We start from the raw sequence: 12,037 nt of genomic DNA, 5'->3' as shown, positions 1-12,037 counted from the left end.
TATTCAACCGTTCTTAAAAATGTAAAGAATTTTCGAGAATCGTATGTGTTTCACTGTTTAGTTATCAAGGTTGTCTGTCTTGCGACAGCTTTGCTATTCTATCATGTTGTTTTTAGTTTGTCAAGAACTTTTTTAAGTTTTTTCAAACTTTATTTTCAACATTTTGTTCTTTTCAACATCTTTTCGAGTTTATCACAACTCTTTCGTTCTGTCAAGAACTTTTTCTTTCTTTTTTGAAAGAAACGGAGAAGGAGGGATTTGAACCCTCGCGCCGCTATTAACGACCTACTCCCTTTCCAGGGGAGCCCCTTCGGCCAGCTTGGGTACTTCTCCAAATTGTCCTAGATTCGTTATTTTTCAAAATAACTCTTTTCGCATTCTCATGCTCTTTATCCAGTTTTTAAGTTCTTCACCGAAGAACCTCGTGCATTATATCGCACTTTCTATTTGTTTGTCAAGTACTTTTTTAGTTTTTTCAAAAACTTTTTTTCAGCAACCTGACGAGCGGAGAGAGTGGGATTCGAACCCACGCGCCCTTGCGGACAAACGGTTTTCAAGACCGCCTCGTTATGACCACTTCGATATCTCTCCATATGTTGTTGTTTGCGTTCATTGTGTTCTCACCGCCGACGCAAGTGATATTCTAGCACTAAAGTATTCACCTGTCAATAACTTTTTTACATTTTTTTCATTTTTTATTTCCAGTTTCTGTTTTTCCCTGCAAAATCCGCATAAATACGGCATTTGCAGGGATCCAGTTTTTTTGAAAACCCTGTGATTTTATCAAAAAATCTTCTTGCCGACACATTAATGTTTCAAAAATGCTTCCGCAATATCCAGATCTTCCGGTGTGGTGATCTTAATGTTCTGATAAGAACCTTTTGCCAGAGCAACCTTTACTCCTGTCTCCTGCTCTACCACCATAGCATCATCTGTGATCTTACTCATATCTTTCCGACGAATACTGTCATGTGCCCCACGGATCAGTGAATAAGAAAAGATCTGCGGAGTTTGAATGGTCCATACGCATTTTCTGTCTGGCGTTTCTTTTACATATCCTTCGGCATCAGAAAGTTTAACCGTGTCTTTGGACGGCATGCCGATCACACATGCACCTGTTTCTTTCACTTTCTGCAGGCCACGTTCAATGATTTCTTCTGTTATAAAAGGTCTCGCACCGTCATGGATCAATACATACTCACAGTCTCTGCACTCACAGAGTCCTGCATAGACAGAGTCGTAGCGTTCTTTTCCACCCGGAATTACTGCTGACACTTTTGTAAATCCATATTTCTGTACGATTTCTTCTTTACAGTAGGATACGGACTCCTCACCTGTTACAAGAATGATATCCCGGATCAGCGGACTCTCCTGAAAACAGCGCAGGGAATAATACAAGACCGGGTAGCCCTGTATCTCCAGAAACTGTTTCTGTATTTTGCTGTGCATTCTTTTTCCCTGTCCTGCTGCCAGAACAATGGCTGTATTTTTCCCCGCCATTCTAGCGTTCTCCCAGTTTAAGATTCGGTACAGCATTCAGGTCCCATCCATGGCGTGTACCTTTGATATATTCATAATAAGCCGCTACGCCGATCATCGCTGCATTATCTGTACAGAAAATCGGTGACGGACGGTAGAAGCTGTAGTTATTTTTCTTACAAGCTTCTTCCATCGCTGCTCTTAATGTTCCATTGGAAGCCACTCCACCTGCGATTGCAATCTTGTTCATTCCATAATCTTTTGCAGCAAGCATCGTATGTTCCACCAATACATCAACAACTGCTTTCTGGAAAGATGCAGCCAGATCAGCTCTGTTAACTTCTTCTCCTGTCATCTGGGCATGATTAATATAATTTAATACCGCAGATTTCACACCGCTGAAGCTGAAATCATATGGGCAGTCCCCAATCTTGGCCTTAGGAAATTCGATTGCATCCGGATTTCCCTCTTTTGAAAGTTTATCAACCTTTGGTCCTCCCGGATAGCCCAGACCGATTGCTCTTGCAACTTTATCAAAAGCTTCTCCTGCAGCATCATCACGGGTACGTCCCAGAATTTCAAATTCGCCATAATCCTTGACAATTACAAGGTGTGTATGTCCGCCTGATACGATCAGACAGAGAAATGGCGGTTCCAGATCCGGATGTTCAATATAATTTGCAGACACGTGTCCTTCAATATGATGAACTCCTACCAATGGAAGTTTCTTTGCATAAGCGATTGCTTTTGCTTCTGCCACGCCCACCAGAAGTGCACCTACCAGTCCCGGACCGTAGGTGACACCAATTGCATCCAGATCATCGAGAGTTACTCCTGCATCTGACAGAGCCTGCTCAATTACCTGATTGATCTTTTCAATATGTTTACGGGAAGCAATTTCCGGAACTACTCCGCCGTATAAAGTATGGAGAGCGATCTGTGAGGAGATCACATTTGACAGAATAGTTCTGCCGTTTTTGACAACTGAAGCTGCGGTCTCATCACAGGAACTCTCAATTGCGAGAATTAATGTATCTTTCATTTTTTATTCCTCATAATATCTGCACTATCTTTGATTTGGTCTCCTGAAATCGCAGGTCCGAAAAATGTAAACTGAGCCAAAAAAATCTCGGTTTCAATAGATCTGACCTCCAATATCATCTTATTCTTCTTCAAAATTTAATTCAACACTCTTGCCATCTTTTCCCGGATATGCATTTGGAAAAATCTCGCGGACTTTATCCATAAATTCATCCGGTCTGACCAGAGATGGACTGTAATGTGTCAGCCACATTTCCTGTACCTGTGCATCACGGGCCAGAACTGCTGCCTCACGGAACGTCATATGCTTGTATCCGCGTGCTTTGTCTGCTTTATCATCTTCTCCGTACATTCCTTCGCAGATAAACAGGTCTGAATCCTTTGCGTTGCGCAGAATAGACTCTGTCGGTCTGGTATCTGTTGTATAAGTAAGTTTGATTCCCTTTCTTGCAGGGCCAAGTACCATCTCCGGTGTATAGGTAATGCCGTCTGCTTCGATGGTCTGCCCTTTCTGAAGAGGATTCCAGTATTTCAACGGGATTTCCTGCTCTTTCGCTCTCTCTGCTGAGAATTTTCCCTGACGCAGGATCTCAAGGGTATAGCCATAGCAAAGTACATTATGGTTTACTTTAAAAGCCGTGATCCGATAGCCATTTAATTCAATGACCTGCTCAGGCTGTGTGATTTCAATAAATTTAATTTCAAATGGAAGTTCCGGTGCGATCACGCGGAGCGCATTAACTACTCTTTCCAGACCTTTTGGTCCTATAAGAGTCAACGGCTCTGTACGGTCGGCATTTCCCATAGTAAGAAGAAGTCCCGGAAGTCCGCTGATGTGATCGCCATGATAATGAGTAAAACAGATCACATCAATAGGTTTAAAACTCCATCCTTTTTCTTTGATTGCTACCTGAGTACCTTCACCACAGTCAATAAGCAGACTGCTTCCGTTATACCTTGTCATAAGTGCAGTCAGCCACCTGCGCGGCAAAGGCATCATTCCTCCGGTTCCAACTAAACATACATCTAACATATATTATATATTTCCTCTGTTTTCCAGCTGTCTGCTGCTTTTTCAGTCATTATATTTCTGACAGCTGATTCTTTCTGCTACGATTTTTAATTTTTCAGATACTAAAACTAAAAGTTCAAAGATCCTGTCTTTATAACAGGATCTTTGAACCTGTTAAACATCTATTGAGGATGACGTGTCATAAGTAATGCGTCCTCTACAGGATCACTGTAATATGCCTTACGGATCCCGTCTCTGGTAAATCCCATACGTTCATAGAGACGGATTGCAGTCTCATTTCCTACGCGGACTTCCAGATGGATGGTTGTAACATCCTGTTCTGTCGCAAGACGGATCAGACTCTGCATCAGAAAAGCACCGATTCCTTCTCTCTGCCGGTCTCTGCGCACCGCCACATTCGTGATATCTCCCTCATCCAGAACCATTAAAAGACCACAGTAACCCAGAATTTTTTCTTTCTCTTCTACTACCAGAAACATGGCATCATCCCTTGTCAGGAAAGTAAAGAATCCCTCTTTTGTCCATGGCACATGAAAAAGATCCTGCTCGATCTCCATCACCTGATCCAGGTCATCTACAAGCATTTCCCTCAGGATCATATCTCTGCACCCGCCTGTTTCTGTACTTTCTCTCTCTCTGCACGTTCACGTTCTGCCTGAGATACACGGAGATACTCAGGAACATGTTCCATAGCAGTCTCTGTGCGTCCTTCTTTATAATAAATGCTTCCAAGAGCAGCTACTGCTGCAGCTCTCTGTTTATTTACATGCGCCGGTGCAAAGGAATATGGCACCTGCAGTTTCTCTGCGATCAGGTCGCGAAATACAGGTACGCCATCTCCTAAAAACGTAACCATCTCGCCTCTGTGGTTCAGTTCTTCCAGCAGTTCCTCGATCGGTGCTGCCCACTGTTCCTTCAATGTTACAAACTGATGTTCCTCAAATCTGTAGATTCCTGTGTACACCTGTTTTCTTCTGGCATCCATGATCGGGCAGATTACTCCCTGTGCATCATAAAGATTATATGCCAGTGCATCTACTGTCGGTACTGCTACCAGTGGTTTCTTCAGGGCAAGTCCCAGTCCTTTCGCAGTTGCTGAACCGATACGGAGTCCTGTAAAAGATCCCGGACCTGCTGCCACTGCGATGGCATCTATGGATTCCAGATCCAGTTCTGTCATCTTCACAATCTCATCCAGCATCGGAAGCAAAGTCTGAGAATGTGTTTTCTTATAATTTACAGTATATTCAGCCAGTAGTGTATCATCCTCCACAACTGCTACAGATGCTACGATCCCTGAGCTGTCCAAAGCTAAAATTTTCATTTCTACCTCCTGACTGTCTTTCTACAATAACAATCTTCTAAACTATAGCCTTTTGTTTTCAGGCTGCATTCTGCACTGCTGTCTGTATTTTTACTTTGTACAGATGCTGTGCTTTCATTTTCCTCGGATCAGGCTTCTTCCAGACCGGTTACCGTGATCCTTCTGTAATCAAAACCTTTTTCCAGATCTTTCTCTATAGTTACTTTGATCAGATTTTCCGGAAGAATCTCTTCGATCAGATTCGCCCATTCGATTAGACAGATTCCCTGTCCGAAGAAATAGTCATCATATCCGATCTCTTCCATCTCTTCAATATCACCGATACGGTAAACATCGAAATGATATAATGGAAGACGTCCGCTCTCATATTCTTGAATGATCGTGAATGTCGGACTGCAGATAGGCTCTGTAATTCCAAGTCCTGCCGCAACCCCCTGGGTAAATACAGTTTTTCCAACTCCCAGATCACCTGTCAGAGTGTAGATCTGACCCGGTTTTGCATTCTCTCCGATCTTCTTTCCCACATCAAATGTTTCCTGTGGTGTTCTTGTCTCTATAATCATCTTTTCCACCTTTTTCTTGCAGAATTGTTCTTTGCATATTATAATAGAGCGAACAGGGAAATACAATACTTTTTGAAAAGGAGACTTGAAACTATGGCAAATCCAGTAGTTACAATTACCATGGACAATGGCGATGTGATGAAGGCAGAATTATATCCTGAGATCGCACCGAATACAGTTAACAACTTTATCAGTCTCGTAAAGAAAGGCTTCTATGACGGACTGATCTTCCACCGTGTTATCAACGGATTTATGATCCAGGGCGGATGCCCGGACGGAACCGGTATGGGCGGCCCGGGATACAGCATTAAGGGTGAATTTACTCAGAACAGATTTAAGAATGATCTGAAGCACACAGCAGGTGTTCTTTCCATGGCACGTGCTATGCATCCAAACTCAGCAGGAAGCCAGTTCTTTATCATGCATAAAGACGCTCCACATCTTGACGGTGCTTATGCTGCATTCGGTAAGATCACAGAAGGTATGGACGTTGTAAACCGTATCGCAGAAGAAGATACTGATTACAGTGACCGTCCGCTTGATGAGCAGAAGATCAAATCCATGACAGTCGATACTTTCGGTGTTGATTATCCGGAACCGGAGAAATGCTGATCAGCTCAGACAATTAATAGGTATATCTGTAATTAGCAGAAATGCCCAGTAATTATTATACCCCATGCAGCACTTCCACTGTATGGGGTATATTTATATCTTCTTTACTCATAATCATAATAATGTTCTGTCTGCTTCGATTTTCATCTTAACAGATTACTATTATAGGCTTTTTGCTTTAGCAGAGATCCCGGACATCTCAGTCTGCAAATACCTTCACTTCGCCATCGATCACTGCATAGTAAAGGTCTTTCTCTTTCTTCATCTTCGCTCTTCCGTTTGTTCCCTCTGTGATTGCTTTCTCTACAGATGCGATCTGATCTGACGGAACCAGCAGATGCAGAACTACTCTGTCTGTGTATTCGGAATCCAGGATTGGAAGCTTCTGCTCTCCTGCAATGTACTGAATCTTACCGATTCCTATATAATCTGTGAGCACTTCCATGGAAATCCCATATGTTTTCTCTATTACTGTACTGGCTGCAAGTCCTTCCTGAAGACTCTTTGAATATGCTCTGACAAGTCCGCCAGTTCCAAGCAGCACCCCACCGAAATATCTGGTAACTACAGCTGCCACATTATAAATATCTTCCCCCAGAATCACATCCAGCATCGGTCTGCCCGCTGTTCCTGACGGTTCGCCATCGTCACTGCATCTGGTATATTCCCGGTTCTTTCCCACAGAATACACATAACAGTTATGTCTGGCATCCCAGTATTTCTTCTTCATTTCCTCTATAAAAGCCAGAGCTTCCTCTTCTGTTTCCACAGGGCGTACAGTTGCAATAAATCTGGACTTCTTTTCCACGATTTCACCCTCGCCGCCTTCATAGACTGTCTTATATTTCTCAAGCATATATAATACTCCTCTTTCCATTCTCTTATTGACCCAGTGTACCATGAATTACAAAAATGTGCCAGCACAGTGTATACTTATCCTGTAAAAAAACACAATAACCATTAAAAAGCCACAAAAGCAATTGTGAATTTTTATTTTTCTGCTTTATTTACTTATTCTTATTTGATATAATAGAACGGATTATAAAGGAGGTTTAACATGAACTACGGTAAAAAGTCGACTGCAAAGAAGCGGACTGCGCTGATTTCCCGTTCTTCCATGATGGGAAAACGAGCAAGAGTTTCTTTCATCAGAGTCCTGTTCGTATCACTGATCGCACTCTGCATCGCAGTAACCTGCCTGGGTGTGGGGTCATTCAGAGGCGTGATCGATAATGCTCCTGATGTGAATGATATTGATATTATGCCTTTGGGCTATGCAACATTTCTTTACGACGACGCCGGAAATCAGATCCGTAAGCTGGCCGCACCGGATTCTAACCGACTGCCAGTTACTCTGGATCAAATTCCTGTAGATCTGCAGCATGCAGTAGTCGCCATTGAGGATGAACGATTTTATGAACATAATGGTATTGATGTGAAAGGTATTCTCCGTGCAGGAGTAAAAGCTATCACCACCGGAGATTTTTCCGAGGGTGCCAGTACAATTACTCAGCAGCTTCTGAAGAATAACGTATTCACAAACTGGACCAGCGAGTCTACTCAGCTTGAGCGATTCACACGTAAGTTTCAGGAACAGTACCTTGCCATTCAAGTTGAAAAGAAAACCAGCAAAGATACTATCCTTGAGAACTATCTGAACACAATTAACCTTGGTGCTGGATCCTACGGTGTACAGGCAGCTGCTCGACAATATTTCGACAAAGATGTATGGGATCTGAATCTGTCCGAATGTGCAACTCTGGCAGGTATCACACAGAACCCTACCAAATTTAACCCGATCACCAATCCTGACAGCAACCAGAAGAGACGTAAAGAAGTTCTCCAGCATATGCTGGATCAGAACTATATTACTCAGGAACAGTACGATGATGCTCTGGCGGATGATGTTTACTCCCGTATTCAGGCAGCGCAGGAAAAGAATTCCAGCACTGAGAATACAGTTTACACCTACTTCGAAGATGAGCTGACAGACCAGATCATTAATGACCTGATGAATATTAAGGGTTATACCAAGACTCAGGCAACCAACCTTCTGTACAGCGGTGGACTTAAAGTATATACAACACAGGATTCCACAATCCAGAATATCCTGGATGAGGAATATTCTAATCCTTCTAATTTCCCGGACGAGGTTCAGTACGAACTTGACTACGCACTGACCGTTACAGACCCGGACGGAAATCAGGTAAACTACAGTAAAGAAATGCTGCAGCTATATTTCCAGAATGAAGATCCAAGTTTCGATCTTCTCTTCGATTCTCCGGAAGAAGGACAGACTTATGTAGACAGATACAAAGCAAGCATTCTTGCAGACGGAAGCAAAGTTGTTGCAGAACGTGTGAATTTCGCTCCGCAGCCACAGTCTTCCATGAGTGTCATTGATCAGCATACCGGCTATGTCAAAGCTCTCATCGGCGGACGCGGTGAGAAAACCGCCAGCCTGACTTTGAACCGTGCAACAGATACTACCCGTCAGCCTGGTTCTACATTTAAAATTGTTTCCACTTACGCACCTGCTTTAAACGAAAAAGGCATGTCTCTGGCAACAACTTTTGAAGATGAACCTTATGAATATCCGGATGGTTCTCCTGTAAACAATGCGACCCGTTCTTACAATGGAACCACAACAATCCGTACAGCAATCCAGAATTCCATCAACGTTGTAGCAGTTAAATGTCTGGAAGAGGTAACTCCTGAACTTGGATTAAAATATCTCGATAATTTCGGATTTACAACTCTTGCTCACGGAACCGAGGCAGATACAGATGCCAACGGTAATGTATGGAGTGATGCAAACCTTGCAACTGCACTTGGCGGTATCACCAAGGGCGTCACAAACGTAGAACTGTGCGCATCCTATGCAGCAATCGCAAATGGTGGAAATTATATCAAACCGATTTATTACACCAAAATCCTTGACCATAACGGAAATGTCCTGATTGAGAATACTTCCGCAGAACGATCCGTAATCAAGGAAAGCACTGCTTATCTTCTTACCAGCGCAATGGAAGATGTTGTTAAGAAAGGTACCGGTACTGCCTGCCAGCTTGATAATATGGCAGTTGCAGGTAAAACAGGTACAACCGAAGCATATAACGACTTATGGTTTGTAGGTTACACTCCATATTACACATGTGCTGTATGGTCTGGTTACGACAACAATGAGAAATTACCGGATTACGCACGTAACTTCCACAAAGCTTTATGGAAAAAGGTTATGACACGAATTCACGAGGGACTTCCTTCAAAAGAATTCGAGAAACCTGCAAGTGTAGAAAAATTAAGTGTATGCTCCGAAACCGGACTTCTTCCAAGAGCCGGCTGCCCTGTGATCACAGAGTACTTTGATGTAGGTACTATGCCAACTGAATATTGCGATCAGCATTTCTATGACAGTGATTATGATGAGTACGATAATAGCTATGATAATACCGCTGATTCTTCAGATCAGCAGGACGGAAATACTGATACTGACACTGATAACAATGGAACCGACAATAATGGTGATAACACTGATAACACCGATAATGGCGATAATGGTGATAATGGTGATAACGGTGATTATGATAATAATGGCGGCGACAATGGTGATGGCGATAATGGTGGTGGCGATAATGGTGGTGGCGATAATGGTGGTGGCGGTACTGACGATGCCTACCAAATCGATTATTAATTTTATATCCTGCAGCAGTTCACTCCTGCTGCAGGATATTTTTATGTCGTAGAAGATTGTTGCTCCGCAATGTTTCAATAATAAAAAGATTTCGCAAAATTGCATTCCAATGGCGGGGAATTATATCGTTGAACCATCCGTTGCAGACAAAAAATCCTGTTAGCAGAATTCTTTCTTGTAATATAAAAAATCCACAATCTCTGCATCTGCTGAGACTGTGGATTTTTTATTATATCATTTCTGAATCTATATACTTTTTATGCTTCTTTAATAACCATACGTGCGGATCCATAGATACCGGCATCATTTCCAAGGTTTGCAAGAATGATCGGTGTTTCCTTGCATGCTGAGAATGCATATTTCTTATAATATTTCTGGATACAGTCGATCAATGGCTGTCCTGCTTTGGAAACACCGCCGCCGATAACGATTGCTTCAGGGTCTGTAACGCATGCAAACATAGCAAGTGTTCCGCCAAGCATTTCGCCAACCTGAGCCATAACATCGCATGCGACTTTATCACCATCCTTAAATGCGTCCAAAACATTCTTTGCTGAAAGTTTTGCACATTTGCGAAGTACAGAATCTTCTTCTGTAGCTGTCAGAGTTCTCTGAGCTACACGTACGATACCAGTTGCAGATGCATACTGCTCCAGGCATCCGCAGTTGCCGCAGTTGCATGCTTCTTTTTCTTCATGATTTACTGCTGCATGACCGATTTCTCCGCCTGCACCATGAGCGCCGCCCACGATCTTTCCATCAACGATAATTCCGCCGCCTACGCCTGTTCCAAGAGTTACAAGGATTACATTCTTAGAACCCGCTGCTGCACCTTTCCAAGCTTCTCCAAGCGCTGCTACATTGGCATCGTTTCCTGCTTTGGATTCAAGGCCTGTCAGTTCTGTCAGTTCTTTTGTAACTGCTTTAAATCCCCAGTAAAGGTTTACTGCGCATGGCACTTCACCTCTTTCATTAACCGGTCCAGGAACACCGATTCCTACACCGTCAATGTCTTCTTTATCCAGTTTACGCTCTGCAATCTTGTCCAGAATTGTTTTCGCAATATCCGGAATAATTGCCTCACCTTTATTCTCTTTGCGGGTTGGAATCTCCCATTTCTCAACTAAAACTCCATCTGTCTGAAAGAGTCCACATTTTACAGATGTACCGCCAACATCAATTCCAAAACAATACTTTCCCATGATAACCTCCAAATTACTATACTATATTACAGCTGCCGTCTTCGCTGTATACGGCAGCTGCTTATCTACTGTTAAGATCAGTTACCGTTTCATCTGTGAAAAGTAACTATTTTTACTCCTTACAGTAAATTTCATTTTATCTCTCCTCACGTTTCTTAGCAAGGTTTGCCTGAACACGCTTGTACAGCTCTTCTGCTGCATTGTATCCCATCTTCTTCTGTCTGTGGTTGACTGCCGCAGACTCAACGATGATGGCAAGGTTACGACCAGGACGGATTGGCAGAGAATGGCATACAATCTTGTTTCCAAGATATTCTGTGTACTCCTCATGCAGTCCCAGACGGTCGTATTCTTTTTCTTTGTCCCACTCTTCCAGTTTGATAACAAGGTCTACAGACTGGGTATCCTTAACACTCTCAACACCGAACAGAGTCTTGACATCGATGATGCCGATGCCACGAAGTTCAATGAAGTGACGTGTGATATCAGGAGCAGAACCTACCAGTGTTACATCACTGACTTTACGAAGTTCTACAACATCATCACTGACAAGACGGTGTCCACGTTTGATCAGTTCCAGAGCAGCCTCACTCTTACCGATCCCACTCTCACCTGTGATCAGGACACCTTCACCATATACATCCACAAGTACGCCATGGATGGAAATACACGGTGCAAGCTGTACACCAAGCCAGCGGATGATCTCTGCCATGAAGCTGGATGTGGTGCGCTCTGTCACAAATGTCGGAACATTATATTTAACAGCAAGATCGATCATATCCTGTGACGGTCTTGTCATTGTACTGAAGATTACGCAAGGGATCTTGCTGGAAATAAATCTCTCATATTTGAATTTCCGTTCTTCATCGCTGAGCTGCATCAGATACGTATATTCTACATATCCGATGATCTGTACACGTTCATTTGCAAAATGCTCCAGATATCCGGTCAGCTGCAGCGCCGGTCTGTTGATCTCGGCTGTCTTGATCACAATCTCGGACAGGTCAATTTCAGGAGTCAGATTGTGAAGTCCCAATTCCTGAACTAATTTTGTCAACTGTACACCCTTCATTTGTTTCTCCTTTTCAG

General features: G+C 43.0%; 11 protein-coding genes and 2 tRNA genes. 2 read left to right on the top strand and 11 right to left on the bottom strand.

Features of this window, described 5'->3' with window-relative positions; all coding sequences use genetic code 11:
• Nucleotides 1-243: 243 nt before the first annotated feature.
• The 8 genes from ACTNES_RS05430 to tsaE form a co-directional block, all read right to left on the bottom strand.
• Nucleotides 244-333, bottom strand: a tRNA-Ser gene (locus ACTNES_RS05430).
• Between the two features lie 172 nt (nt 334-505).
• A tRNA-Ser gene (locus ACTNES_RS05425) sits at nt 506-591 on the bottom strand.
• Nucleotides 592-807: 216 nt separating this feature from the next.
• Entirely contained in the window at nt 808-1,500 is a 693-nt protein-coding gene (gene ispD, locus ACTNES_RS05420; protein WP_300334712.1) for a 2-C-methyl-D-erythritol 4-phosphate cytidylyltransferase, read from the bottom strand.
• A 1-nt stretch (nt 1,501) separates the two neighbouring features.
• Entirely contained in the window at nt 1,502-2,521 is a 1,020-nt protein-coding gene (gene tsaD / locus ACTNES_RS05415; RefSeq protein ID WP_216460760.1) for a tRNA (adenosine(37)-N6)-threonylcarbamoyltransferase complex transferase subunit TsaD, read from the bottom strand.
• A gap of 120 nt (nt 2,522-2,641) precedes the next feature.
• Nucleotides 2,642-3,553, bottom strand: a complete 912-nt coding sequence (locus ACTNES_RS05410; RefSeq protein ID WP_216460761.1) for a ribonuclease Z — start codon at nt 3,551-3,553, stop codon at nt 2,642-2,644.
• A gap of 161 nt (nt 3,554-3,714) precedes the next feature.
• Nucleotides 3,715-4,152, bottom strand: coding sequence for a ribosomal protein S18-alanine N-acetyltransferase (gene rimI, locus ACTNES_RS05405; protein ID WP_291818100.1), 438 nt, complete (start codon nt 4,150-4,152; stop codon nt 3,715-3,717).
• A complete protein-coding gene (gene tsaB / locus ACTNES_RS05400) occupies nt 4,149-4,877 on the bottom strand; it encodes a tRNA (adenosine(37)-N6)-threonylcarbamoyltransferase complex dimerization subunit type 1 TsaB (protein WP_291807581.1) in 729 nt (242 codons plus the stop codon). Before tsaB ends, rimI begins: the two co-directional genes overlap by 4 nt.
• A gap of 128 nt (nt 4,878-5,005) precedes the next feature.
• Nucleotides 5,006-5,440, bottom strand: a complete 435-nt coding sequence (gene tsaE, locus ACTNES_RS05395) for a tRNA (adenosine(37)-N6)-threonylcarbamoyltransferase complex ATPase subunit type 1 TsaE (protein WP_216460763.1) — start codon at nt 5,438-5,440, stop codon at nt 5,006-5,008.
• Nucleotides 5,441-5,533: 93 nt separating this feature from the next.
• On the opposite strand from tsaE, the gene ACTNES_RS05390 reads away from it, so the two are divergent.
• Nucleotides 5,534-6,052, top strand: a complete 519-nt coding sequence (locus tag ACTNES_RS05390) for a peptidylprolyl isomerase (RefSeq protein ID WP_216460764.1) — start codon at nt 5,534-5,536, stop codon at nt 6,050-6,052.
• A gap of 199 nt (nt 6,053-6,251) precedes the next feature.
• On the opposite strand, the gene ACTNES_RS05385 is transcribed toward ACTNES_RS05390, so the two are convergent.
• Complete coding sequence (locus ACTNES_RS05385; protein WP_441038760.1) at nt 6,252-6,908, bottom strand: YigZ family protein; 657 nt, start codon at nt 6,906-6,908, stop codon at nt 6,252-6,254.
• Nucleotides 6,909-7,109: 201 nt separating this feature from the next.
• Between ACTNES_RS05385 and ACTNES_RS05380 the strand changes: the two genes are divergently transcribed.
• Nucleotides 7,110-9,746, top strand: a complete 2,637-nt coding sequence (locus ACTNES_RS05380) for a transglycosylase domain-containing protein (protein ID WP_441038759.1) — start codon at nt 7,110-7,112, stop codon at nt 9,744-9,746.
• A gap of 257 nt (nt 9,747-10,003) precedes the next feature.
• On the opposite strand, the gene ACTNES_RS05375 is transcribed toward ACTNES_RS05380, so the two are convergent.
• Both ACTNES_RS05375 and hprK read right to left on the bottom strand, forming a co-directional pair.
• The gene (locus ACTNES_RS05375; protein WP_216460767.1) at nt 10,004-10,948 is read right to left on the bottom strand and encodes an ROK family glucokinase; all 945 of its coding nucleotides are present in this window, start codon (nt 10,946-10,948) and stop codon (nt 10,004-10,006) included.
• A gap of 136 nt (nt 10,949-11,084) precedes the next feature.
• Nucleotides 11,085-12,020: an HPr(Ser) kinase/phosphatase gene (gene hprK, locus ACTNES_RS05370; protein ID WP_216460768.1), complete on the bottom strand. Its 936-nt coding sequence runs from the start codon at nt 12,018-12,020 to the stop codon at nt 11,085-11,087.
• Nucleotides 12,021-12,037 lie beyond the last annotated feature (17 nt).

This window comes from Blautia sp. HCP3S3_D9 (genome assembly GCF_052063845.1).
Lineage (GTDB): Bacteria > Bacillota > Clostridia > Lachnospirales > Lachnospiraceae > Blautia_A.
The sequence above is the reverse complement of the archived record's forward strand: the minus strand, read 5'-3'. Positions and strand labels throughout refer to the sequence as shown.

Excerpts from the sequence above, each read along its gene's own strand:
- ispD (WP_300334712.1), bottom strand. The coding sequence starts at position 1,500 with ATGGCGGGGAAAAATACAGCCATTGTTCTGGCAGCAGGACAGGGAAAA.
- tsaD (WP_216460760.1), bottom strand. The coding sequence starts at position 2,521 with ATGAAAGATACATTAATTCTCGCAATTGAGAGTTCCTGTGATGAGACC.
- ACTNES_RS05410 (WP_216460761.1), bottom strand. The coding sequence starts at position 3,553 with ATGTTAGATGTATGTTTAGTTGGAACCGGAGGAATGATGCCTTTGCCG.
- rimI (WP_291818100.1), bottom strand. The coding sequence starts at position 4,152 with ATGATCCTGAGGGAAATGCTTGTAGATGACCTGGATCAGGTGATGGAG.
- tsaB (WP_291807581.1), bottom strand. The coding sequence starts at position 4,877 with ATGAAAATTTTAGCTTTGGACAGCTCAGGGATCGTAGCATCTGTAGCA.
- tsaE (WP_216460763.1), bottom strand. The coding sequence starts at position 5,440 with ATGATTATAGAGACAAGAACACCACAGGAAACATTTGATGTGGGAAAG.
- ACTNES_RS05390 (WP_216460764.1), top strand. The coding sequence starts at position 5,534 with ATGGCAAATCCAGTAGTTACAATTACCATGGACAATGGCGATGTGATG.
- ACTNES_RS05385 (WP_441038760.1), bottom strand. The coding sequence starts at position 6,908 with ATGCTTGAGAAATATAAGACAGTCTATGAAGGCGGCGAGGGTGAAATC.
- ACTNES_RS05380 (WP_441038759.1), top strand. The coding sequence starts at position 7,110 with ATGAACTACGGTAAAAAGTCGACTGCAAAGAAGCGGACTGCGCTGATT.
- ACTNES_RS05375 (WP_216460767.1), bottom strand. The coding sequence starts at position 10,948 with ATGGGAAAGTATTGTTTTGGAATTGATGTTGGCGGTACATCTGTAAAA.
- hprK (WP_216460768.1), bottom strand. The coding sequence starts at position 12,020 with ATGAAGGGTGTACAGTTGACAAAATTAGTTCAGGAATTGGGACTTCAC.